This window comes from Marinobacter bohaiensis (assembly GCF_003258515.1).
Lineage (GTDB): Bacteria > Pseudomonadota > Gammaproteobacteria > Pseudomonadales > Oleiphilaceae > Marinobacter_A > Marinobacter_A bohaiensis.
Genome location: NZ_QGEH01000002.1, coordinates 178494 through 203187 on the forward strand (window position 1 = coordinate 178494; position 24694 = coordinate 203187).

At 65.5% G+C, this 24694-nt stretch carries 21 protein-coding genes; 6 read left to right on the forward strand and 15 right to left on the reverse strand.

Translation table 11 applies throughout. The features are described 5' to 3' along the window. Positions 1-62: 62 nt before the first annotated feature. The 4 genes from DKK67_RS13555 to DKK67_RS13570 are packed head-to-tail and all read left to right on the forward strand — an operon-like array spanning position 63 to position 3388. Positions 63-1133 carry an ABC transporter substrate-binding protein gene (locus tag DKK67_RS13555; protein ID WP_111497032.1) on the forward strand — a complete coding sequence of 357 codons (1071 nt, stop codon included), beginning with the start codon at positions 63-65 and terminating at the stop codon, positions 1131-1133. Further along, positions 1130-2197 carry a FecCD family ABC transporter permease gene (locus DKK67_RS13560; RefSeq protein WP_111497033.1) on the forward strand — a complete coding sequence of 356 codons (1068 nt, stop codon included), beginning with the start codon at positions 1130-1132 and terminating at the stop codon, positions 2195-2197. Before DKK67_RS13555 ends, DKK67_RS13560 begins: the two co-directional genes overlap by 4 nt. Beyond that, positions 2194-2958 (forward strand): ABC transporter ATP-binding protein, encoded by a 765-nt coding sequence (locus tag DKK67_RS13565; RefSeq protein ID WP_111497034.1) that lies wholly within the window; start codon positions 2194-2196, stop codon positions 2956-2958. Before DKK67_RS13560 ends, DKK67_RS13565 begins: the two co-directional genes overlap by 4 nt. A 13-nt stretch (positions 2959-2971) precedes the next feature. Beyond that, entirely contained in the window at positions 2972-3388 is a 417-nt protein-coding gene (locus DKK67_RS13570) for a pseudoazurin (RefSeq protein WP_111497035.1), read from the forward strand. 61 nt (positions 3389-3449) lie between these two features. On the opposite strand, the gene DKK67_RS13575 is transcribed toward DKK67_RS13570, so the two are convergent. Together DKK67_RS13575 and DKK67_RS13580 are read right to left on the reverse strand one after the other, a co-directional pair. Continuing rightward, a complete protein-coding gene (locus DKK67_RS13575; protein ID WP_111497036.1) occupies positions 3450-5939 on the reverse strand; it encodes an ExeM/NucH family extracellular endonuclease in 2490 nt (829 codons plus the stop codon). A gap of 138 nt (positions 5940-6077) precedes the next feature. Next, positions 6078-6893 carry a polyphosphate kinase 2 family protein gene (locus DKK67_RS13580; protein WP_111497037.1) on the reverse strand — a complete coding sequence of 272 codons (816 nt, stop codon included), beginning with the start codon at positions 6891-6893 and terminating at the stop codon, positions 6078-6080. 125 nt (positions 6894-7018) lie between these two features. Between DKK67_RS13580 and DKK67_RS13585 the strand changes: the two genes are divergently transcribed. Continuing rightward, entirely contained in the window at positions 7019-7831 is an 813-nt protein-coding gene (locus DKK67_RS13585) for a TatD family hydrolase (protein ID WP_111497038.1), read from the forward strand. Positions 7832-7979: 148 nt separating this feature from the next. Then, a complete protein-coding gene (locus DKK67_RS13590) occupies positions 7980-9188 on the forward strand; it encodes an HD-GYP domain-containing protein (RefSeq protein WP_111497039.1) in 1209 nt (402 codons plus the stop codon). Positions 9189-9191: 3 nt separating this feature from the next. On the opposite strand, the gene choV is transcribed toward DKK67_RS13590, so the two are convergent. The 13 genes from choV to DKK67_RS13655 all read right to left on the reverse strand — a co-directional run bounded on the left by choV (position 9192) and on the right by DKK67_RS13655 (position 24642). Continuing rightward, positions 9192-10373 (reverse strand): choline ABC transporter ATP-binding protein, encoded by a 1182-nt coding sequence (choV, locus tag DKK67_RS13595; RefSeq protein ID WP_111497040.1) that lies wholly within the window; start codon positions 10371-10373, stop codon positions 9192-9194. After that, positions 10370-11218, reverse strand: a complete 849-nt coding sequence (gene choW, locus DKK67_RS13600; protein WP_111497041.1) for a choline ABC transporter permease subunit — start codon at positions 11216-11218, stop codon at positions 10370-10372. The genes choV and choW overlap by 4 nt, the downstream gene beginning before the upstream one ends. Before the next feature lie 73 nt (positions 11219-11291). Continuing rightward, positions 11292-12221, reverse strand: a complete 930-nt coding sequence (locus tag DKK67_RS13605) for a choline ABC transporter substrate-binding protein (RefSeq protein WP_111497042.1) — start codon at positions 12219-12221, stop codon at positions 11292-11294. Between the two features lie 116 nt (positions 12222-12337). Continuing rightward, positions 12338-14005, reverse strand: a complete 1668-nt coding sequence (gene betA, locus DKK67_RS13610; protein ID WP_228160636.1) for a choline dehydrogenase — start codon at positions 14003-14005, stop codon at positions 12338-12340. Positions 14006-14229: 224 nt separating this feature from the next. After that, the gene (gene betB / locus DKK67_RS13615) at positions 14230-15693 is read right to left on the reverse strand and encodes a betaine-aldehyde dehydrogenase (RefSeq protein ID WP_111497044.1); all 1464 of its coding nucleotides are present in this window, start codon (positions 15691-15693) and stop codon (positions 14230-14232) included. After that, on the reverse strand, positions 15690-16289 hold the full coding sequence (gene betI / locus DKK67_RS13620; RefSeq protein ID WP_111497045.1) for a transcriptional regulator BetI: 600 nt from the start codon (positions 16287-16289) through the stop codon (positions 15690-15692). Before betI ends, betB begins: the two co-directional genes overlap by 4 nt. Before the next feature lie 363 nt (positions 16290-16652). Continuing rightward, positions 16653-17561 carry a lysine exporter LysO family protein gene (locus DKK67_RS13625; protein ID WP_111497046.1) on the reverse strand — a complete coding sequence of 303 codons (909 nt, stop codon included), beginning with the start codon at positions 17559-17561 and terminating at the stop codon, positions 16653-16655. 140 nt (positions 17562-17701) lie between these two features. Then, positions 17702-18016: a DUF2288 domain-containing protein gene (locus DKK67_RS13630; RefSeq protein WP_111497047.1), complete on the reverse strand. Its 315-nt coding sequence runs from the start codon at positions 18014-18016 to the stop codon at positions 17702-17704. 26 nt (positions 18017-18042) lie between these two features. Continuing rightward, positions 18043-18600 carry a hypothetical protein gene (locus DKK67_RS13635; protein WP_111497048.1) on the reverse strand — a complete coding sequence of 186 codons (558 nt, stop codon included), beginning with the start codon at positions 18598-18600 and terminating at the stop codon, positions 18043-18045. A gap of 161 nt (positions 18601-18761) precedes the next feature. Continuing rightward, complete coding sequence (locus DKK67_RS13640) at positions 18762-19142, reverse strand: response regulator (protein ID WP_111497049.1); 381 nt, start codon at positions 19140-19142, stop codon at positions 18762-18764. Continuing rightward, entirely contained in the window at positions 19135-21744 is a 2610-nt protein-coding gene (locus tag DKK67_RS13645) for a GAF domain-containing protein (RefSeq protein ID WP_111497050.1), read from the reverse strand. The genes DKK67_RS13640 and DKK67_RS13645 overlap by 8 nt, the downstream gene beginning before the upstream one ends. Continuing rightward, on the reverse strand, positions 21731-22918 hold the full coding sequence (locus DKK67_RS13650; RefSeq protein WP_111497051.1) for an HDOD domain-containing protein: 1188 nt from the start codon (positions 22916-22918) through the stop codon (positions 21731-21733). Before DKK67_RS13650 ends, DKK67_RS13645 begins: the two co-directional genes overlap by 14 nt. Further along, positions 22918-24642, reverse strand: a complete 1725-nt coding sequence (locus DKK67_RS13655) for a diguanylate cyclase (RefSeq protein ID WP_162628840.1) — start codon at positions 24640-24642, stop codon at positions 22918-22920. Before DKK67_RS13655 ends, DKK67_RS13650 begins: the two co-directional genes overlap by 1 nt. Positions 24643-24694: the final 52 nt, after the last annotated feature.

The following is a 24694-nucleotide window of genomic DNA, read 5'->3' on the forward strand; positions in this document are numbered from 1 at the left end:
AACCTCAGCTAACTGTTATGTTATAACATAACCATATAGCGACAACGGAGATCGGGACTGACATGACTTCCCCTCAATCAGCAGGCCATCAAAACAGCCGTTTTCAACGGGCCGCAGACGCGACTCGACCGCTGCGCGGCTTACTTCTGGCGATAGCGGCCCTCTACACGCCGCTTGCAGCGGCCACCGACTACCCATTGACCCTGACCAACTGCGGCCGTGACATCGAATTCGACGCCGCCCCGCAGAGCACCGTCACCATCGGCCAGTCCGCCACCGAGATGCTCTACTCGCTGGGGCTGGGCAACAAAGTGTCCGCCACGTCGGTGTGGTTCAACCCGGTGCTGCCGGAATACAGGGCCCTCAACGACCAGATAGAGCGCATCGCCGACAACGACCCCAGCTTCGAAGCCGTGGTCAATCACAAGCCGGACCTGGTGGCGGTCCAGTACGAGTGGCACGTTGGCCCCACCGGCATCGTCGCCACTCGCGACCAGTTCCACGACCTGGGCATCAACACCTACATCCTGCCGGCGGACTGCGACACCAAGGACAACTCCACCGGCGGTGACGGCACCCGCGTCGCCGCGTTTTCAACGGATTCCGTCTACAAGGGGATCCACGAACTGGCGACCATCTACGACGTGGAAAACGCCGGCGACGAGCTGGTGGCCGACCTCAAAGCCCGCGAGAGCAAGGCTGTCGCGCGCGCCCGCGACCTGGATCTGCCGGACGACCTGTCCGCCGTGTTCTGGTTCTCCTCCGCCGACCTGGAAATCGATCCCTACGTCGCCGGCCGCCTGGGCGCACCGGGCTACATGATGGACAAACTGGGCATCCGCAACGTGATCGAGTCCGATGAGGAATGGCCCACCGTGGGCTGGGAGTCCATCGCCAAGGCCGACCCGGACATCATCGTCGTCGCCCGCATGGACCGTCGCCGCTTCCCCGCCGACGACGTGGAAAAGAAACTGGAGTTCCTGCGCACCGATCCCGTCGCCAGCCAGATGACCGCCGTCAAGGAAGGCCGCATCGTGCAGATGGATGCCCACGCCATGAGCGCCACCCTGCGCACCATCTTTGGCCTGGAAGCGCTGTCTGAATCCCTGGCGGAGATGACCTTCGACCGATGATCCGCGCCCTCGCGACGATCTGGCCACTGACGGCACCGCGCCTGCACTGGTTCTGGCTGGCGCCGACGGTACTGCTGACTGCGCTGGTCGCCGGTACCGCCATCGGCGAGACCCGGATTCCCATCGAGACCATCCTCAAGGTGCTCGCCAACCACCTGTGGGGAGCGGGCTACGCCGTGGACCGGATCGATGCCGGCATCATCTGGAGCTACCGGCTCAGCCGCGCCATCGTCGCCGCCTGCTGTGGCTCCGGCCTGGCGCTGGCCGGGGTGGTGCTGCAGGCGCTGCTGCGTAACGCCCTCGCCGACCCGTTCCTGATGGGCATCTCCGCCGGCGCTTCCACCGGCGCCGTGGCGGTCACGGTGATCGGCGTTGGCGCCGGAGCTGTCACCCTATCGGCGGGTGCCTTCGCCGGCGCCACCCTGGCGTTCGGGCTGGTGGTGATGCTGGCCCGGGCGGCCAGCGGTGGCAACGGCGGACGCGGCATCCAGACCGCCGGCGCCATCATCCTCGCCGGCATTGCCGGCTCCCAGTTGTTCAACGCCCTGACGGCTTTCATCATCGCCAAATCCGCCAACGCCGAGCAGGCCCGGGGCATCATGTTCTGGCTGCTGGGCAACCTGTCCGGCGTGCGCTGGGAGGACGTCACCCTGGCGGTTCCCACCGCCCTGGCAGGCCTGCTGGTGTGCCTGTGGCACATGCGCGCGCTGGACGCCTTCACCTTCGGCGCCGACAGCGCCGCCTCCCTGGGCATCGCCGTGCGCCGGGTGCGCGGGCTGCTGATCGGCATCACGGCGCTGGTAACGGCGGTCATGGTGTCCATGGTCGGCGCCATTGGCTTCGTGGGGCTGGTGATTCCCCACGCCATGCGCTTCATCGTCGGCAGCCGTCACGCCCGGCTGGTACCCGCCTCGGCCCTGGCCGGCGCGGTGTTCCTGATCGGCTCGGACATCCTGTCGCGCATCCTGGTGCCCGGCCAGGTGCTGCCCATCGGCGTCATCACCTCGCTGATCGGCGCGCCGGCGTTTGCCCTGATCCTGATCCGGGGGAGCGGAACGCGATGAAGCTGTGTGCCGAACACCTCGACTGGACCGTCCACGGCCGCAAGCTGGTGGATAACGTCAACCTGAGCATCGAGCCGGGGGAAACCTTCGGTCTGGTGGGGCCCAACGGGTCGGGCAAGACCACCCTGCTGCGCCTGCTGGCCGGCCTGCGCAAGCCCCGCGCCGGCATGGTCCGGCTGGACGGTCGCCCCATGGCGCGGCTGCGCCAGCGCGACATCGCCCAGTCCGTCGCCCTGGTGGAACAGCAGGCGGACACCGGTGAGCGGCTCAGTGTGCGCCAGGCGGTGGAACTGGGGCGCACGCCGTTCCTGTCGCCGCTGCGGCCCTGGTCGGACGCCGACGAACGCATCGTCAACCGCGCCCTGGACGACGTGGAAATGCGCCACTTCGGCGACCGTCTCTGGCACACCCTGTCCGGCGGCGAGCGCCAGCGGGTGCACATTGCCCGCGCCCTGGCCCAGCAACCGCGCATCCTGCTGCTGGACGAGCCCACCAACCACCTGGACATCCACCACCAGCTGTCGATCCTGGACCTGGTGCGGCGGTTGCCGATCACCGTGGTGATCGCCCTGCACGACCTCAACCAGGCCATGGACTGCGACCGGCTGGGCGTGATGGAACGCGGCCGCCTGGTCGACCTGGGCCCGCCCACCGGTGTACTGAGCGCCGAGCGCCTGCAGCGCACCTTCGGCGTCCAGGCCGACGTCATCGACGATCCGCTGGACGGCCGTCCGATCCTGCGTTTCCGACAAGCCATCTGATTCCGGAAGACCCATGCGACTGACCCTGTTTCTGATCCTGTTGATCCCCACCCTGGCCCAGGCCGAAACCCACACGGTCAACATGCTTACCCGCGCCGGCAGTGAGGCCATGGTGTACCAACCCGACCACCTGACCATCGCGCCGGGAGACAGCGTGCACTTCGTGGCGACCCAGCGCGGCCACAACGCCGCGGCCATCAAGAGCATGTTGCCGGCCGGCGCCGAGCGCTTTATCGGCGGCATCGACGAGGAAATCACCGTGACCCTGGATGAACCCGGCGTCTACGGCGTGAAATGCTCGCCCCACTACGCCATGGGCATGGTGATGCTGATCGAGGTGGGTGACGCCCACGCCAGCGCCGGCGAATTGCCCGATGACCTGCCCAACCGGGCGCGGCAACGGTTTGAATCGATTCTCGCCGCCGACTGATCCGCCATAAAAAACGCCCGCAATCGCGGGCGTTTTCATTTCCGGTGGTGCTTCCTCCGGGTCAGGCGATACGACGCGCCTCACGCCCGGCCTGGATCAACGCGAACAGGTCGCGCACGCTGACCCGGCCGTCGCCGTCAATGTCGTGGCGGTCGACGCTGGCGCGGCCGAACAGCAGCGCCAGGGTCAGCCGTGTCAGATCGCGACCGTCGATGCGGCCATCGCCGTTGAGGTCCGCCGACGCCACCGGCGCCGCTTCGCCCATCGCCAGCGCGATCACCACCGGGTCGTGGTCCGAGGCCCGGTAGGCGTCCGGCGCGTAGAAGCTGGCCTGCTGCTCGGCGGTCTGGTACTCCAGGTTGTAATCCAGCACCTTGGGCTCGTCGGCGTTGATGGGCCAGACGGTGGCGTCCACGACCTTGTCCGCCAGCGCCTCGTTGGCCAGGGCGTGGTCGAGGGTGCCGGCCGCACCGTAGTAGACATAGGAGTACGCCTGGGGCCCGACGAACTGGTCCACCAGGTTGGTGTAGCCGCTGTTGCGCAGGGTCGTGATCGGGTCTTCCAGGGCGTAGGCATTCATGTCGCCGATCACCAGCACGTCGTCCTCACCGCTGCCGGTGGCGTCGTTGGCCAGCCAGCTGGAGAGCGCCCGGGCCGCCTCGGTGCGCGAGGCATTCCAGCAGCCCTGGCCGTCGCCCTGGGCGGCGTTGGCGCCCTCGGCATCGCCACAGCCCTTGGACTTGAGGTGGTTGACCACCACGGTCACGCCATCGTCGCTATCGAGCCCTCGGAACGTCTGGGCCAGGGGCTGACGGTTGAGGTCGACGAACGGGGCACCGGTCAGGGTCGCCGCGTCGCCCACGGTCTCGACCCGGTCACTGCGATACACCAGCGCCACGGCGATGGCGTCGCCGCCCAACTGCGCCAGGCCCGGATCCACATAGGACCAGTGGCTACCCAGCGCATCGGCCAGTTGGGCCACCGCGCTGTTCTCGCCGTAGCCGTCGTTCTCGATCTCCATCAGCCCCACCACGTCGGCGTCCAGGGCGCGGATGGCGCTGACCAGTTTGTCGGTCTGGCGCTGCAGCTCTTCCGCGTCGTTGGCGCCGCGTGCGGTCGGGAAGCCGCCGCCCAGGCCATCGCCGTTGAAGAAGTTGAGTACGTTGAACGACGCCACCACCAGATTGCCGCGGTCCTGCAGGTCCGGAGCGCCCGGGCGCGGGTTGTCGGCCACGAAGGTCGGCGCCTGCACCGGCTGCACGCGCCAGGCGTCGAAGCGATAGTCCAGCACGCCGGTCAGGCCGCTGACCCGATCCCCATCGCGCACGGTATTGGCGGCGCTCAGCTGCGGCGCCGGATAGGGCACGACCTCCGGATTCTGGGTGTTGGAGGCGTCGTCCAGGATCACGCTATCCAGGGCGTTCATCTCCGCCACCAGTTGCGCATCGGTGCCCGGAGCCACCACCTGGGTGGGGATGAAATGACGGCCGCTGCCGAGGGTGAGGCTGCCGTAGCGGCCCAGGTCGTAGGTGTCGTTGACCGTCAGCGGCTGGTCGAAGGTGACCCGCATGCTTTCCCTGGCTTCCGGCGCGTCGGCGTCAGCCCAGGGCAGCTGGATGGACACCGGCTCAATGGCGGCTCCGGCGCCGCACACGGTCAGGTCGCTGACCGAACTCAGCTCGGTCAGGCCACTGTACTCGACCACCTGGCCGGCGATGCGTACCCGGTCGCCCACGCTCACGGCCGCGCCCGGCTCGTACACGAACAGCCCTTCGGAGGTGGCCGGGTTGCCGTCCTGGTCGTCGGCTTCCTCCTGGATGTAGAAACCGCCCAGGCCGTTGTCGCCGGCGGCGTAGGCGGTCACGGTGGCTTCCACCACCACGCCGGTGTCCACCAGCGGGCTGGTGGCGCCGCTGCCCTGGATCTCGGAGATCCGGGTCGCGGACGCGCCGCAGGTCATGTCCACATCCCCCGGATCGGTCGGTTCGCCGCCGTTGCCATCAGCGGCACCGAGATCGTCAAAGCTGTCCTGGCCGTAGGCGTCGTAGCTGACGGCGGGGTCGAAAGCGTTGTAGGGATCGGCATCCGGATCAGTGCCGTCACGGCGGCGCAGGGTCTGGTTCTGGGTCCTGACGTCGTCATTGCCCCAGTAGCTGCCCGGGTCCTCGCCCACCTGGCCGATGCTGTCGACAATCGCGCCGCCGTTGAGCAGCACCACCGCGTCGTCGCCGTTGAACAGGCCGGCGCCGGTGGTCTGGTCGGCGACCGCCAGGATCGCGTCGTCCGAGGCGCTGTGGGCGTAGACGTGGTTGGCGCCGGCGGCCACCTCGCCTTGCAGGTCGAGGGTCACCCCGGCAGAGGTACTGCCGTTGAAGAAGACCTGGATTTCCCAGGCGGTCAGGTCCACCGGGTCGCTGCCGGTGTTTAGCAGCTCGATCGCCTTGTTGTTGCCGGAGCCTTCGATGTACTCGCTGATGACCAGGCCGGCCTGGGCCGGACCCGCCAGCAGCCCCGCCACGGCGGCCGCCAGCGTGAGTTTGCGTGAGCGCATGATGCCTGTCCTTTTGCAGTGATGGCTTTGCAGTGCTTGTTGTTGCGAATTTTTCAGGGCATCAACGACTGTGCCCGCCGCAGATGACGGGCAGATTGGGAAACGATGACCGGCGTGTGGCGGTTTTAAGACAGGACGTCAGGTCAGCAACTTGCGGTAGGCCTTGAGGGTTTTCTCGTCCGCCTCCGGGTAGTCCGGTGCCAGGGCCTGGAGCTGTTCGTCCAGCATGGCCGCGACGACGGCCCGGGCCACCGGCTTGCGGTCGCCGGGAATGATGAACCACGGCGCCTCGGCGGTGTGGGTGGCGGCGATGGCTTCCTCGGCACGGGCCAGGTACTCATCCCGCCGCTGCCAGGCCTCGACGTCGGAGGGGTCGAACTTCCAGCGCTTGCGGGGCTTGTCCAGGCGGGTAACCAGGCGGCGGCGGTGCTCGTCTTCGGTCAGGCGCAGCCAGCACTTGATGACCGTCGTGCCCTCGCGCACCAGGTTGTTTTCGAAACCGCGAATGGCTTCGTAGCGGGCCTGCCAGTTGTAGTGATCGTCCGCGTGGATCGGCCACAGGCGCTCGGCGATCACACCTTCGTGGTGACTGCGGTTGAAGGCGGTCAACTCGCCAAACGCCGGCAGCATGGGCACCACGCGCCACAGGAAATCGTGACGCGCCTCCACACCCTGGGGGCGGCCGAAGGACCAGGCGTGGAAGCCCGCCGGATCCATGTAGGTGGCCAGGGTGCGGATCAGGCTGTCCTTGCCGCTGGCGTCGAGGCCGTGCACGATCAGCAGCACCGCGCGCTTGCGGTTGGCCCAGAGCCGGCGCTGGTACTCGCCGATGTTCTCCAGGCTGGTTTCCAGCGTGGGCAGCGCCGTCTCGTCGGCCACGTCCACGGCGTAGTCGGCCAGGGTCTGCCGCGTGGGGTCGTAGCGCCAGGTTTCGTTGAACGGGGTGGTCATCATCGCCGTGCTTCCTCTTCCCGCTGCGGGCTTTGCGGATTGGGATCGCCTTTGCTGGAAATGGTAGACTGCCCCACATCTGATTCACAGTTCCCATTCACCGCATCAAGACAGGCAAGTGTCTGGCCATGAGCAAGAAGAAACGTCGCGAGATTCCGGTTTTCGAGCAGCCGATCATCGAAACCCACTGCCACCTGGATTACCTCAAGGACCGCCCCCTGGCGGAGACCCTGGCCGAGGCGCGCCGGGTCAACATCGAGCGCGTGATCACCATTGCCGTGGCGCCGGATAACCTGGCCACCGTGCGTGAACTGACCGGCGAGGCGGATTTCGTCTACGGCACCCAGGGCATCCATCCGCACGAGGCGGAGACCTACAGCGACGCCGTGGAAGCGGAAATCCGCCAGCACGTAGGCGGCGACAAGATGGTCGCGGTGGGCGAAATCGGCCTGGACTACTTCTACGACAACGCCGACCGGGACGTGCAGCGCGAGGTGTTCCGGCGCCAGCTGCAGATCGCCTGTGACACCGATCGCCCGGTGGTCATCCACAGCCGCGAGGCGGACGACGACACCATCGAGATCCTGAAAGAGTTCGAGGGCACCCTGAAACGTCGTGGTGTGATCCACAGCTTCACGTCCGGCCCCGGCCTGGCGCAGTACGCCCTGGATCAGGGCTGGTGCCTGGGCTTCAACGGCATCTCCACCTTCAACAAGGCGGAGAACGTGCGCGACATCATCCGCATGACACCCATCGAACAGCTGCTGCTGGAAACGGATTCGCCGTTCCTGACGCCGGTGCCCTACCGCGGCCGCGAGAACGCCCCCTTCTACATCCCGTTCGTGGCGGAAAAAGTGGCCGAGGTGAAAGACCTGCCCCTCGACACGGTGCTGGAAACCACCTACGCCAACAGCCTGCGCACCTTCTTCCCCGCCGGCTGACGCCGGCCCCGCATCCCGGCTGGCCAAACGGCTCGCCGCCGGCACATGAACGGATTTTTAGTCGTCCCCTTCGCCAACTCGACTAGACTCGGGGTACGTAACCGTTCCATCGCCAAAGTCAGATGACGACCATCGGTATGCCAAAGCCATGATCAAGCGGATACCCGTTTCAGCCCTGCGGGTCGGCATGTTCATCTCCGACCTGAACAACGATTGGATACCCCACAACAACAACCGCCGCCGGGGCGTGATTCGCCGTGAGGAACTGATCGCCCGGATTGCCGGTCTGGGTGTGGACTACGTCTATATCGACACCGACAAGGGGCTGGACGCCCCCGACGCGGAACCTGCCCAGAACGTGGATCGCGCCAATGAGCGTCTGTTGCAGGAGGTGGGCGCACTGGCCCCCTACACCCAGGCCCGGACCGCCCTGGAGGAGGAGATGGTAGCGGCCCGCCGCGTCCACAGTGAGGCGGAAGGTCTGGTGGGCAACCTGATGCAGGACGTCAAACTGGGCAAGGCCATCGACCTGGCGCCGGTGCAGGAGCTGGCCGAAGCCCTGCAGGGCTCGGTGTTCCGCAACCCCAACGCCATGGCCTGCCTGGGCCGCATCCGCGAGAAGGACAACTACCTGCTGGAGCATTCGGTCAACCTGAGCGTGTTGATGTCCATTTTTGGCAAGGCCATGCAGCTGTCCCCGCAGGTGATGACCGAAACCGTGGTGGGCGCCCTGCTGCACGACATCGGCAAGATCCTCATTCCCGACAACATCCTGCATAAACCCGGCCGCCTCAATCCCGGCGAGTTCGAGATCATGAAACAGCACGCGGTGCATTCACACACGCTGCTGGCCAGCATCGAAGGCATTGGCGAGTTGACCCTGCTCACCGCGGCGCAGCACCACGAGCGGGTGGACGGTGGCGGTTATCCGGCAGGGCTCAAAGGGGAGGAAATCTCGATCTACGGCCGAATGGTTGCCATTGCCGACGTCTACGACGCCATCACCGCCAACCGCGTCTACCACGAGGGCCTAACGCCGACACAGGGGCTCAAGAAACTCATGGAGTGGAGCGGCAGTCACCTGGATCCGGAGCTGGTGCGGCAGTTCATCCGCTGTATCGGGATCTATCCGGTGGGGTCAACGGTACTGCTGGAAAGCGGTCGCCTGGGCGTGGTGGTGGAAACCAACGCGGACGACCAGCGCCTGCCGGTCGTCCGCCTGTTCTATCACACCAAATTTCGCATGCCGGTCACCCTGGAGACCCTGGATCTGGCCGCCCCCGGCAACCAGGACCGGATCGTGCAGGCGGTGGACCCGGCGGCCTACAAGCTCGACATACGGCGGGTGCTGGCCTGAACCTCAGCTGTCGTCCAGGTGCTTGCCCAGCATGGCGTGATACAGCTCGCGGTCGCCGATGGCGCCGATGATGGCACCGCCGTCTTCAACCAGCAGGCTGTGGCCGGTGAAGTAACGGATTTCCACGGCGTCGCGCAGGGGCGTGCCAGGGGCGATGCAGGTGGGCTTCTGCTCCAGGCTGTCGATGGCCTGGCCCTCCTGCCAACTCTGGGTCTGGAAGGTCTGCCCCTGACTGGTGACCACCGCCTCCATGGCGCTTTCCGGCGAATGCAGCCAGGTGTCGTAGCGCTTGTTGAGGCAGCGGTTGCCCTCGGCGTCCGCCGGCACTTCCTCGATCGGCAGCATCAGCGACTGGGCCGCCAGCACGTTGAGCGGGTTGGTGCTGGCCACGAAGCTCTTGACGTAATCGTTGGCCGGCTCCAGTACGATCTGCTCGGGCTTGCCGTGCTGGACGATCTGGCCGTCCTTCATGATGGCGATGTGGGAGCCCAGCTTGAGCGCCTCGTCCAGGTCGTGACTGACGAAGACGATGGTCTTCTGCAGCTCTTCCTGCAGACTCAGCAGCTCATCCTGCAACTGGTGGCGGATCAGCGGATCCAGCGCCGAGAAGGGTTCGTCCATCAGCAGCACTTCGGATTCGGTCGCCAGGGCGCGGGCCAGGCCGACGCGCTGGCGCATGCCGCCGGACAGCTCGTCCGGGCGCCGGTTGGCCCAGCCGTCCAGCCCCACCAGTTCCAACTGACGCTTCACTTTCTCGCGGCGCTCGGCCTTGCCCAGGCCCTGCATTTCCAGGCCGAAGCCGACGTTCTCTTCCACGGTCAGCCAGGGCATCAGGGCGAAGCTCTGGAACACCATGGACACGCGCCGGGTGCGGATGTCCCGCTGGACCGCCTCGCTGGCCTGGGTGAAGTCCACCGACTGACCGTCGTGCTGGATGCGAATGGCGCCGCTGGTGACGGTGTTGAGACCGTTGATGCAGCGCAGCAGGCTCGATTTGCCGGAGCCGGACAGGCCCATCAGCACGCAGATCTCGCCTTTCTTGATGGACAGGTTGGCGTTCTGCACGCCCACCACCAGATCGGTCCTGGAGCGGATCTCTTCCCGCCCCAGGCCCTGTTCCAAAAGCGGCAGCGCCCGTTGCGGCTGCTTGCCGAAGACCACATTGACGTTTTCCAGTTCAATCATGCGGCAGCCTCCCCGGGATTTTTCTGACGGAAGAAGCGATCCATCCAGATCGCCAGCAGGACGATGGCCAGGCCGGCCTCGAAGCCCTTGCCGATATCGACGGTGTTCAGGGCGCGAACCACCGGTACACCAAGGCCGTCGGCGCCGACCAGTGCGGCGATCACCACCATCGACAGGGACAGCATGATGCACTGGGTGATGCCCGCGCCGATGGAGCTCATGGCCGCCGGCAGCTCGATCTTGAACAACAGCTGGCGGTTGGTGCAGCCGAACGCCTTGCCGGCTTCCACCAGCTCGGTGGGCACCTGGGAGATGCCCAGGTAAGTCAGCCGCACCGGCGCGGCGATGGCGAAGATGACGGTGGAAATCACGCCCGGCACCACACCCAGGCCGAACAGGGTCAGCGTGGGGATCAGGTAGACGAAGGGCGGAATGGTCTGCATCAGGTCGAGGATTGGCTGCAGGCCTTTGTACAGCCATTGGTGATGCGCTGCGTAGATCCCCAGCGGTATCCCGATGACCACACACAGGATGGTGGCGTACAGCACCAGGGACAGGGTGGCCATGGTGTCTTCCCAGTAACCCAGGTTCCAGATCAGCAGGAAACTGATGACGGTGAAGGCGGTCAGCCCCCAGCGGCGATGACGCAGGTGCGCGGCCACGGTGAACAGGGCCACCAGCACGCCCGGCGGAACCCACAGCAGCGCGTCGGTCAGCCCGTGGATCAGGCCGCCCAGGTTCTCGGAAACCGCGTCGAAGAAACCGGCGCCGTTGTCGATCAGGAAGTCGACAACGTCTTCCATGAAGTCGCCGAAGGGCAATTGATGCTCGGTTATCCAGCTCATGGTGTCGTGTCTTTTCAGATTCAAAGGCGTTCCCACAGCCGGCCCTCAGGACCGGCCGTGAGAGGCGAAAGGCTTACTTGAGGCTCGCCTTGACCGCCGGCAGGGCCGGCTGGCCGTCGAGGGTGGTGACGCCGTCGAGCCACTTGTCGAGAACCTCGGGGTTCTGGGACAGCCACTGGTGGGCCGCATCACGCGGGTCTTCGCCGTCGTTCAGGATCAGGCCCATGACCTCGTTCTCCATGGTCAGGGAGAACTCGAGGTTGTTCAGCAGCTTGCCCATGTTCGGGCACTCAGTGGTGTAACCGGCGCGGACGTTGGTGTGCACGGTGGCGCCGCCGTAGTTGGGACCGAAGAAGTCGTCACCGCCGTCCAGGTACTTGAGGTCGTGGTTGGCGTTCATGGGATGCGGTTCCCAGGCCAGGAACACAATCCAGTTGTCGCGACGCACGGCGCGGCCCACCTGGGACAGCATGCCGGCTTCGCTGGATTCGACCACGCGGAAGTCTTCCAGGCCGAAGGCGTTCTGGTCGATCATGTCCTGGATCAGGCGGTTGCCGTCGTTACCCGGCTCGATGCCGTAGATGCGGTTGTCGAACTCATCGGCGTGCTTGGCGATGTCGGCGAAGCTGTGGACGCCGGCGTCATAGACGAACTTGGGCACGGCCAGGGTGTACTTGGCGCCGGTGAGGTTGGCGCGCAGGGTTTCCACATCGCCGCTTTCCAGGTACGGGCGGATGTCCGCTTCCATGGTGGGCATCCAGTTGCCCAGGAAGACGTCGATGTCTTCGTTCTTCATGGAACGGTAAGTGACCGGCACGGACAGGACCTTGGCTTCCGGCGAGTAGCCCATGCCTTCGAGGACTTCGGAGGTCAGCGCCGTGGTGGCGGTGATGTCGGTCCAGCCCACGTCCGCAAAGCGCACGGTCTTGCATTCCTGGTTGGGCGCGGCCACGGCGGCGCTGCCAACCAGCAAACCGGTAAGAGCCAAAAAGAACTTCTTCATCATAATCTCCTTTCTCCAGCGTGGGCCATCCGGCGGGTTGCCGGCAGCCCCTTGGTTTTGAAAGTGCTTTGGATGTTGCGTCACATCGTCGTTGTCGTTATGGCGCTTTCCAGCGCTTATCGCTGCTTGTTCTGCCAGTCCGGATGTTCCCAGACATCCACCGGCATCGGGTTCAGCGGGTCCCGACCGCGGATATGGTCCGCGCATTTTTCCGCCAGCATGATGGTCGGCGCGTTCAGGTTGCCGCTCACCACGCTGGGCATGATCGAGGCATCCACCACCCGCAGGTTCTGGACGCCGTAGACACGCGCCTGCTCGTCGACCACCGCCATGGGGTCGTCGGCGCTGCCCATCTTGCAGGTGCAGGACGGGTGGTAGGCGCTGTCGGAGTACTGGCGCACGAAGGCGTCGATGTCGGCGTCGGAGGTCATGTCCGCGCCGGGACGCAGTTCCTTGCCGCGGAACCGGTCGAACGCCTTCTGCTGGAACAGCTCGCGGGTCAGCTTGACGCTCTCCCGCATTTCCCAGCGGTCCCGCTCGGTACTGAGCAGGTTGGGCTGGATGATCGGGTGATCGCCCGGCTTGTCGGATTTCAGGGTCAGGTAGCCGCGGCTGGTGGGCCGCATCGGGCCGACGTGAACCTGGAAGCCGTGACACTCGGCGTCCTTGCGGCCGTGATCCAGCACCTGGGACGGCAGGAAGTGGAACTGGATGTCCGGATGCTGCACGCCCGCCTCGGTGCGAATGAAACCGCCCGCTTCCAGATGCGCCGTGCGGCACGCGCCCCAGTCGTGGTTGAGGAACCACTTCACGCCGGCGACGGTCTTGCCCGGCTGGGTGGTGTACTTGTACAACGTCACCGGTTCCTTACACTCGTGCTGGACGTACAGTTCCAGGTGGTCCTGCAAATTCTGACCCACCCCGGGGCGATCCGCCTTCACCTTGATGCCGTGCTTCTGCAGCTCCGCTTCCGGGCCGATGCCCGACAGCATCAGCAACTGCGGCGAATTGATGGCCCCACTGCTGACGATCACTTCCTTGCGCGCCGCCACCCGGACGGTCTTGCCGTCCTGCACGTATTCCACGCCCACGGCGGTGTCGCCGTCGAACAGGATACGGTGGGTCATGGCACCGGTCTCAGTGGTCAGGTTGGCGCGCGACAGCACCGGGCGCAGGTACGCCTGGGCGGCGCTCCAGCGTTTGCCCTGCTTGATGGTCATGTCCATCATGCCCACGCCTTCCTGCTGGTAACCGTTCATGTCTTCGGTAAAAGGATAGCCCGCCTGCTGACCGGCCTCGATAAAGGCATCGAACAGCGGGTTGGGCTCGTCGCCGGTGTGGACGTTGAGCGGGCCGTTACCGCCGCGATAGTCGTCGGCGCCCTTCTCGCGGGATTCGGCCTTGCGGAAGTACGGCAGCACGTCCTGGTAACGCCAGCCCGTCGCGCCTTCCTCGTGCCAGCGGTCGTAGTCATAGGCGTGACCGCGGATATAGACCATGGCGTTGAGCGCGGACCCACCGCCCCAGACCTTGCCGCGCGGCCAGTACAGGCGGCGGTTGTCCATGTGTTCCTGGGGTTCGGTGTGGTAGTACCAGTTGTACTTGTCGTCCATCAGGTTGTACATCAGGGCCGCCGGCATGTGGATCTTCCAGGTGTCGTCCCGGCGTCCGGCTTCCAGCACCAGCACCTGATCCCGGCCGTCCTCGGTCAGGCGATTGGCCAGGACACAACCGGCGGAACCGGTGCCCACCACCACGTAGTCGAATTCGCGATCAAACTTCAAAACTTCCCCCTGATTCTGGCCCATCGGGACGCGCTGTACCTGTCCCGACAAGGCTGACCTCCCCCCGGCCACTCTCCCTGACGGAAGAGAGGTCTGGAGCGAGGATGCAGGCCAACGACCTGCCCTGATTTTCCCGAAGCGTTCGGTGATGCCGAACGCTCAACGGCGACGATGCGTGACCGTCGCGGACCGCCCTGGGCGCGCCCTTGCTGGACCCAGGCCGATCAGAACGGCGCTTCCAGCGGCACCATGCCGACGTAGACGGACTTGGTCTGGGTGTAGTGCTCGATGGCCTCGCGCCCGTTTTCGCGGCCCAGACCGGACAGCTTGTAGCCGCCCACCGGCATCTCCGCCGGCGATGCGCCGAAGCTGTTGATCCAGCAGATGCCTGCCTCAATCTGGTGAATCACCCGGTGCGCCCGCACCAGATCGGTGGTCATGACCCCGGCGGCCAGGCCGTACTCGGTGTTGTTGGCGCGGCGGATCACCTCGTCCTCGTCGTCAAACGGCAGCACCGCCATGACCGGGCCGAAGATTTCCTCACGCACGATGGTCATGTCGTCGGTGCAGTCGGCGAACACGGTCGGCGCCACGAAATAGCCGTTCTCGACGCCGGACGGGCTCAGCTCGCGGCCGCCGGTGACCAGGCGCGCGCCTTCCTGCTTGCCACTCTCGATGTAGTGCATGACCTTGTCGCGGTGATCGGCGCTGATCAGGGCGCCCAGATTGGTGTCCGGATCGGTGGGATCGCCGGCCACGATGTTGTTCTCGGTGCGCCGCGTCAGTTCCTTGAGGAACGCGTCGTAGATACCGCGCTGGACGAACACCCGCGTGCCGTTGGTGCACACTTCGCCCTGGGTGTAGAAGTTGCCGATCATGGCGGCGGAGATGGCCTGTTCCAGGTCGGCGTCGTCGAAGATCATCAGCGGCGACTTGCCGCCCAGCTCCATGGTCACGGACTTCAGTGACTTGGCCGCGTCGCCCATGACGGTGCGGCCGGTGGCCGCCTCGCCGGTGAAGGACACCTTGGCGATGCCCGGATGACCGGTCAGCATCTGGCCGACGCGGTAGTCGCCCTGCACCACGTTGAACACGCCGGCCGGCACGCCGGCTTCGATGTAGAGCTCGGCCAGCTTGAGGGCGCCCAGCGGGGTTTCCTCGGACGGCTTGAAGATCATGCTGTTGCCGCAGGCCAGGGCCGGGGCGGATTTCCAGCAGGCGATCTGCAGCGGGTAGTTCCAGGCGCCGATGCCGGCGCACACGCCCAGCGGCTCGCGGCGGGTGTAGAAGAAGTCCCCCGCCACCGGCTGGCTGATGCCTTCGATGCTTGAGGCCTGGCCGGCGAAGTACTCGACCGCGTCGGCGCCGGTGACCACGTCCACCACGCTGGCTTCCTGCCAGGGCTTGCCGGTGTCGGCCACTTCGATTTCCGCCAGGGCGTCGTTGCGCTCACGCAGCAGCATGGCGGCGCGATGCAGGATGCGGCCACGTTCCATGCCGCCCAGGGCGGCCCACTCGCGGAAACCGCGCTCGGCGCTTTCCACCGCCGCCGCCATGACCGACTCGTCGGCCTGTTCCATGCGGTAGATGATTTCGCCGGTGGCCGGGTTGACCACGTCGAAGGTCTCCCCGTTCTGGTTGGCCAGGTACTGGCCGTCGACAAATGACTGGTAAACAGGAAGTGTCATGATTGTGCTCCGTTGTTCGCCTGGATCGCCTGATCGATGTAGGTCTTGCAAAGCGCGACCGCTTCGTCGGTCTCGATGCGGCCTTCACTCATGGCCGCGCGCAGCCAGAAACCGTCGATCAGGGCGGCAATGGTTTGTGCCGTACCCAATGCCCGCCCGGCGGGCATCAGGGATTTCAGGTAATACATCAGGTTGGACAACAGGCGACGTTCGTTGACTCGCTGCAGGCGCATCAGCTCGGCGCTGTGCATGGCCTGGGTCCAGAACGCCAGCCAGGTCTTGGAGGACTGGGGATCGATCTGGACACTGGAGAAGTTGGCATCGACGATCGCCATCAACCGTTCACGCGGCGTATCCGGCCGCTCTGCCATCAGCCGCTGGACGTCGTCTCCCAGGGTCGCCAGCAGATGACGCATGGCCGCTTCCAGCAGGCCCTGCTTGCCACCGAAGTAATGACTCACGATCCCCACGGACATGCCTGACGCCTTGGCAATCTTGCCCACGGTCGTGCCCTGGAAACCGTTTTCTTCGATGACTTTCAGCGTAGCGTCAATCAACTGCTGACGCCGGATTGATTCCACATCCAGCCTTGCCATTGCATCCTCGCTCGTCGGTTTTGAACACCCATTCAATGTGTTGAACAACCATTCAATACGGACAGGTTAATCATTTGACATCTAAATATCAAACCGATGTCTGGAGTACCAAGTCCCCGCCACGCTTGGCCAACGACGCGGATCGCCGATTAAAATCAGCCAGATCAGTGATATAGGGAAACTACTTAGGCCCCTATAAGTCGATTAGAGGTCTAATGAAAAGCGCGATAAGAACGCCGCCAGCGGCCTCAGAGTCAGACGTAGACAGCGACACAGTGGCAAGGACGGCAAGCCCGACCGGACCCGCCGGAATGCCCGGATCGGAACGGCAGAAAAGCAGGGGAAGAACGGGGATGGGCCGGCTCAGCCGGCCAGGAACAATCCCATCAGGATCGGGGATACAAACGACAGGATAAAGCCGGAGGCAATGGCCACCGGCACGCAGGCCAGGCCACCGCTGCGGCGGATGATGGGCAGCGTGAAGTCCATGGCGGTGGCGCCGCCGTAGCCAATGGCCACCGCCGGACGCCGGCCGATCACCAGGGGAATCAGCACCAGGGCAATGATTTCCCGGAACACGTCGTTGAGGAACGCCACCCCGCCCCAGGCCGGCCCGAGGGCGTCGCCCACCACGATGCCGGACAACGAGTACCAACCGAACCCCGAGGTCAGCGCCAGTACATCGAGCAGCGGCAGATCGTAGAACGGCGCTATCGCAAGCCCTGCCAGCAGCGAGGTGATTGCCAGGGTGACGGCTATCCCGACGCCCTGGCGGTTCATCAGCAGGCGCCGCAGGGACAGGCCGGCGTTACGAAGCTGCAGGCCGATCAGCAACAGCAACAGCATCAGCGCGGCGCTGGCCAGATCCTCGATCCAGCCCAGCGCGGGCAGGACCGCGTAGCCCAACAGCATGCCCGCCACGACTGACAGCAGTGGCTTCAGCGCCCCCAGGAACAGGCGACGATAGCTGAGCGGACCTTCCCCGCTCTCTTCAGGCTCCAGCACCATCGGCTGCCAACGCTGCCAGAGCCACAGCCCGGCCAGATTGGCGACGGCCAGGGCCCCGACCAGCAGCGAGACCTGCCCGCCCATGCGGGCCAGATGTCCGGCCAGCCCTTCGAGCTGGCCCAGACTGACGCCCAACAGGCCGAGAATCAGGTAGACCAGTCCCTCGACGCCATGATTGATTCCCGCCAGCAGGCGCGGGTTGTTGATGTGGAAGGCGAAACCGACAAACAGCGGTACGAGAATCAGCAGGGCACCGGCGAGCATGGAAATCCTTGGTCAAACGGGGTGGACGGGACGCGGGGGCATCCAGTGAAGCAGTATCGCGGAAAGCGGATCTTACCAGAGCAGGAATCGGGGCGGGAATCGGGCCCGGCGTAAAATTCGGCGCCGGGGCCCGTCACGGCTCAGTTGCGCGTGTTGCGGTCCTGGACCAGCACCCAGGGGGCGATGACCACGGCCCAGACGGAGGCATCGGCGTCGTACCAGGACTGGGCCCGTTCCATCGGCACCTCGCCCACCAGGCCCTCAGCCATCCAGCCCTCAAAACGGGCCTTGTTGTCCGCCGTCAGGGCTTCGCCCACCGCCAGCAGGTCTAGTTGCTCGCTGACAAACACCACCTGGCCTCGGGCAAAGTAGGTTTGCAGCTCGTGCCAGCGGATCGTTGCGGTCTCCAGGTTGAGCCTGGCACGGGTGTCATCGGTGGACGGGTCGACGGACATCGTGTCTCCTGTGCGGTGGTCGTGCTTCAGTTGGCCGGCGCCGGCTGACGCTGTTGCTGCTGCGCCTGCATAAATTCCATGATCTTCTGCTGGTTGCGCTCGAGGACCTCACGGTCATTCTCAGACACTTTCTCGGCGATGTCGCCGAACTGGGCCTGCATTTTCTGGCGCGCTTCTTCCGGTACGTTGGGGTTGTTCATCATGGCTTCCTGGGTCGAGGCCAGGAAGCCCATCATGACCCGGGCCTGGACTTCCAGCAGCTCTTCAACCGAGTCGAAACCGTGTTGCTTGGCAACCCGTCGCACGTCGGAATCGGCGTCGACCTTCTCCAGGGCGTCAGCCATCTCGCCGGCCATTTTCTCGGGATCGAAATCGGAGGCCTTCGGATCCAGGCGAGGTGGACGCTCTTCCGGCGGCAGCGACGCCAGACGCTGGCCCACCTGCTCCATCACCGGTTGCAGGTCTTCCATCGCGCTGAGCAGGTTGTCCAGCCGTTCGTCGGTCAGGGGCGCGTCCGCGTGTGCCGCCAGTGTGCTCAATGCCAGCAGGGCGCCTGCCAGCCAAAGTCCGATTGTTTGCCTCATCCTGTTCTCCTTTACCGGGGCCGGCTACGGCGGACGCGACCGGCGGGGAATTGTGTTCGTTTCCGCAGGCGCGGGCAACCCGCCCCGGCCGGAAACGTCTGGTCAGCGTGGCACGATTTACCAGGGGCGACAAGCGGATTGACGGCCCCGCCGCCCGGCGATCAGGCGCTTTGCCAGATGGTACGCACCGAGTCGGCCAGGGTCATGGGGTCGAACGGCTTGGGGATGGTGCCCGCGGCGCCCAGCGCCAGGTAGCCGTCCAGCTCCGCCGGTTGCACCTTGGCGGTCATGAAAACCACCGGCACGTCCTCAAGCGCCGGACGCTGGCGCAACGCGCGCAGGGTTTCCGGGCCGTCCATGCCGGGCATCATCACGTCGAGCAGGATCAGTTGCGGCGAGAAGTCTTCAGCTTCCGCCAAGGCCTGTTCGCCGGAGGCGCAGAGTTTTACCGTGAAGCCGCCCACCGCTTCCAGGGCCAGTTCGGCCACCGCCCGGATGTCCGGCTCGTCTTCCACATAGAGCACACGTTGCAAATCAGCCATGGGATCGTTCCCCTTCGCCGGCATCCAGTCCCGGCAGTTCAAAATGGAAAGTCGCGCCCCGACCCGGTTCGGACTCGAAGTCGATCCGGCCCTCCATGCGCTCCACCAGTTCCCGACAGATGGCCAGCCCCAGACCGGTGCCGCCCTTGCTGCGGGTGTCGGACGAGTCCGCCTGGGCGAAGGCGCTGAAAATCCGCGAGCGGAATTCATCGGGTATCCCCGGGCCCTGATCGCTTACGGCGACGCGCAGCCTGTCGCCGAGGGCATCCACCCGGACCTCGACCCGCCCCCGGGCGGGCGAAAACTTGGCGGCATTGGACAGCAGGTTTGCCATCACCTGCCCGAAACGCATCTCGTCGGTCAGCAGGGTAACGCCCGGTGCCCGATTGTCCAGAACGATCTGGACATCGAACCGGTTGGCATAGGCCTGATTTTCCTGCACCACCGCCTGCAACAGCTCGTCCACCGACACGGACGCCATGCGGAACGTCATCTTGCCCGCCACCAGCTTTTCCATGTCCAGCAGGTCGTTGATCAACGCCACCAGACGCTCGCTGTTGCGATACGCCAGCGCTATCATTTCCGCGCCCTTGCGCGGCAGCTCCCCGACCACGCCCTGGTCGATCAGTTTCAGGGACCCCGACAGCGCCGTCAGTGGCGTGCGCAGCTCGTGACTGACGGTGGAGATGAATTCACGTTGCAGCCGCGCCAGCCGTTTGCGCTCGGTGATGTCCTCGACGATGCGCCAGATGACGCGCCCGCCCCCCTGGTCCTCGACCAGCACACTGTGGGTCATCACCGGGTAAGCATGGCCGTCGCGATGCAACAGTTCTTTTTCGTAGGGGCCGAAATGACCTTCCGACAGCAGCGCCCGGTACTCTTCGGCGTCCCGGTCGGTGTAACGGTCCGGGGTGATGTCGCGCATGGCGGTACGCTGCAATTCGCTGCGCGAGTGGCCCGATGACGACAGCACGGCGTCGTTCACGTCGAGGAAGCGGTCGCTGTCGAAATCGATCAGGGCGATGCCCACTGGTGACAGCTCGAACAGCGCCCGCAGCCGGGATTCGCTGTTGCGCAGGGTGTCCTCGGCCTCGCGTTTCGCCGCCTCGCCGCGCTCGGCTTCAATCAACTGACCGATCGTCCGCAGCAGCGGCTTGAGCTGCCCGGCGATTTCCCAGGTGAAGCCGCTGGACTTGTTCGCCAGGCCCACCACACCCATCAGCCGATCCCCATGATGGATCGGCAGCCCCAGATAGCCGTTCGCCCCTCCCTGCCCGGACTGCTGACCGTCATTGGCCGGTTCGCCCGCGAGGACCGCGGCCTCCGTTCTGATCACGTCGTCGATCAGCGCCTCCAGGCCCGGAAACCCGTACGTGTTGGCGTGCAACGCCGGCGCGCGACCCGGCGATGCCCGGCCCGTTTGCGTGCTGGCGTACGTCTTCATGCAAGGCTGGCCGGCTGCGTCGCGCAGGACCTCGCCAATAAAACCCTGAGGGCAGCCGGTGAGATCCAGCAAATCCGCCAGCAGGCCGTCGAACACGCTGGCACGATCCTGGTCGCTGATGTAGGCCCCTTGCGCCCGAGCCATGGCCATTTCCATTCGGCGCAGCCAATCCAGGGACTGATCCGCGTACCAGCGGTCCAGCACACGCTCCACCCAGCCGGTCAGCAGCACCAGGAAATCCCGGTCCCAGCGGCTGAACCCGTTGGGCTTGCGCGGTTCGGGCGAGGAAAAATTGAGGGTGCCGTAGGGCTTGCCCGCCACCGTCAACGGCATGCCGATGTAGCTTTCCAGTTGGAAGTCCCGGTAGCAGGGATGGCTGGCATACTCGGACTCGGCCATATGATCAATGACCATAATGCCATCCGCGGCCAGGGTGATCTCGCAGTACGTGTGGCGGAAGTCGAAGGTCTGGCCGTCTTCCAGCGTTTCCGGTGGCGACACCTGCGTGGCAACCCGGTAGAGGTTCCGCTCGATCTGGCTGATGATCCCGAACGGCAGGCGCAGGTAGTCGGCGCCCAGACGCAGGCCGGCGTTGAGGGTCTGCCAGGGGGTGCCTGCGTTATCCGTCTGCAGACGCGCCAGGGCTTCCAGGGCCTGGTGGTATCGGTCGCGCTCGCTGGCGGCGATCTCCCGTTCCACGCAATCGGCCAGATCGCGCAGCTTGCGCCCGTCCTCCGGCGAAAACGTCCGGGGCCTGGGGTCGATGATGCACAAGGTGCCCAGCCGGTAGCCGTCCGGCGAATGCAGGGGCGCGCCAGCATAAAAGCGAATATTGGGGGGCCCCACGACCAGCGGGTTATCGGCGAAGCGTCGATCCTCAAGCGCGTTCTCGACCACCAACGTGCGGCTTTCGAGGATGGCGTGACCGCAAAACGACACCGAGCGGGGCGTTTCGTCGGCATCCAGTCCCTGGCACGACTTGAACCATTGGCGGTCACGGTCCACCAGCGTTACCAGCGCGATCTCGACGTCGAACAGATCGCGGGCCAGTCTCGTCAGGCGGTCGAAACGCTCTTCCGGGGCACTGCCGACCAGACGCGTCGCGTCCACGGCCTGTTGACGTTCACGTTCGTTGCTCGGTTTTTCAGGTGCTTCCATCGCCAGGTCTTCCCTGTCCGCCACCCGTCTCGTCGGGTTCGTCCTGTTTCTGAACCGGCTCCAGCCCGATACGTCGCATCAGGCTCAGGTATTCCTTTGTCTCGGGCCCCTCGCTGGTCAGCAGGGAGGCGGCCCGCATCAGCAGTCGACTCTGGTGCGAGCTGCCGTGCGGCAGACTGTGGATGGCCCCCACCAGTTCACGCAGTTCCAGCGGCAGACGCCACTGCACCTTGAGCCGGTTACCCAGCGACTGCGCCCACTGCCGGCTTAACGCGTCGATGTCCTCGTCGGCCAGGGTGCCGCCCTGGTCGAGATACTGCTGGAGCACGCTGAAAACGGCCAACTCGCCCACGCGCCCCAGCAGACCGGCGGTGTAGCAGGCCACCCGATCGTAATCCAGCAGGCGCGCCATGCGACTGGCCTCACGGGCCAGGGCATCGCTGAGTGCGTTTATATCGCGCGCCCGAGCCTGCAGCCTCGGATCACGGAGGTCGTGGGCGTGATTGAGCGCCACGCTCAGCCCCAGATTGAGCGCCATTTTCACGCCCAGTATGTGGATGGCGTCCCGAAGCGACGCCACCGGCTCGCCGCTGCGCCGATAGGCACTGCCGTTGGCCACATCCAGCAGGCGCGTGACCAGGGACTTGTCGTCACGCCAACGCTCGGCCAGTTGCGACACGGAGATCGGGTCCTCGCGCTGGATCATGGCGAGTACCTCCCCCGGGTCCAGGCTGGTGGGCAGCAGGACCTGTCCACCCAGCGCTTCCTCGAGCGCCGCTTCTGGGCCTTCCAGGTTGAGGGCTGCCCCCTCCTCGACCGGTAACAGCTTCTTCAGGCGCTCGTGCACCAGATCCGCCTGGAAAGGCTTGGTGATGAATCCGTTGATCTGGTACTTCGCTGCGGTCAGCACCGACTGGCGATCGGCGCGGCCGCTGATCATCACCACCGGCACCTCGGCGTCAGCCTCGCGCACATAGCGCACGAAATCCAGGCCGGAGCCTTCCGGCAGATTCCAGTCACACAGCAACAGGGCAAAGCGATCCGGCGCCCAGGCCTTCTCGGCGGCGTGCAGATCATGGACCAGAGTCGCGCGCGCCTGGGGGTAGAGCCCCAGCACCACCGTTTCCAGCAGTTCCGCCATCAGCGGATCGTCTTCGAGCACAAGGATGTTCATCACATCTCCGGGGAAAACAGGCTGACGCCATCTTTGCCCTGTCGTTTGCGACGATCCAGTGCCCGGTCGGCGGCTGCGATCGCTGCATCGGCGGACTGGAATCCTTCCAGTGCCGCCAACCCGACGCTCAACGAACAACGGAAGGTCTGCGCTCCGGCGTGAAACGCCAGTTCCGCGAATTGGCGACAGACGTCCTGTAACACCAGTTCGGCCTGTTCGCCGGTGCAATCCGGCAGCAGCACCATGAATTCTTCACCACCGTAGCGACCCACCAGATCGGTGCGGCGCAGGCGCTGACGCAACAGGTTGGCCAGGGTGCGCAGTACGGTATCCCCCACCGGGTGACCGAAGTCACGATTGACTTGGCGGAAATCGTCCAGATCAATGATCGCCATCACCGTATGACGCCCGTGACGCCGGGCCTGGGCGTGCTCGCGGTGCACTTCCTGACGGATGCGCGACGCCACCAGCACGCCGCTAAGGCTATCCCGGGTGATCAGACGCGCAAACTGGCGAGCCCGGTGGCAGCGGGAACGCACGCACGCGATCAGGGTACGGTCGGTGAGCGGCCCGGCCAGCACATCCTCGGTGGCCAGTTCGCGGCTTTCCTCGTCGGTCAGGGGCGCCGGCGTTCGGAACAGGATGGACAGGTTCTCCCACTCGGCCTGCAGGCGGATCATCCGCGCCAGGCTGGCGCCGTCAAAGTCCCCCAGTCGGGTTTCCATCAACACCAGGTCGGGGCGAAAAGCAGGCAGCTGTGCCAGCAGCTCACGCGGCTCGACCACCAGACGCACGTCGAAACCGGCGGACGCCAGCACCGTCTGGGTGTGGACCACGCGCTGGCGGTCGTCGTCGACGATCAACACCCGCCCGCGTCGAGAGGCCTGGTACTCGGCAATCTGAGCCTCGATCCGCTCCACCAACTGCGACACGTCCACCGGCCGCAGCAGGAAACCGCCGGCCCGGGCTGAAGCCAGGGCGTAGCGCACCTCGAAGCTGTCTTCGCTCCCCAGGTAGATGGTGTGATGGAACGCCGGTGAGCGGTCCACGCCCTGCGTCTGCAGCGCCTCGCGCATGGCGACGTCAGCCACCACGGCCACCGGTGCCTCCCCATCCAGATTGGCCAGGATGGCGCGGATTTCTTCCGCCGAGGGCAGCCAGTGAACCCGGTAGCCCAACGCCTCCAGTTGCGCCGACAGTTCGCCGGCGCGGGCCACGTCCGGGTCCACCAGCACCACCCGGGTGGGGTTGACCTGGGGGATGACGGACAGTCCGGCATCGTCCTCCAGAGGCGCGACCGAGTCGTTGCCGGCCGGCTCTTCCGAAGGCAGGAAAGGTTCGCGCCGACCGCCTTCCGCGGTGGGCTCCGGCTCGGCCTGATGCAACAGGTGATGCAGCTCGCGCAGGCGGGCGAAGAAATCGTCGTTAAGGATGCGTTCCAGGTGACGGGACAGCTCCGGCCCGAATCCACCGTCGCTGGCCACCGGCTCCAGCGCCAGTTCGAGGCGTCGCGCCTCGGCGCCCAGGCCCTGCAGGCCGAAGCTGCCGGCCCCGCCAGCGATGCGATGCAGTATCTGATAGGCCTCGCGGGCGCGCTGGATGCCAGCGGCGTCCAGTTGGCGTGGTTCCAGCAGGCGCTGGAGCTCATCCAGCTCGCCGCTGACACGATCGGTAAAGCGGGATTTCAGTGCCAGAAGCCGTCCCTGAACATGATGTGCACTCAATCGGTCACCCAAACAGTCAATTCTGACTCCAAATGCCCACAACGTCGGCTGC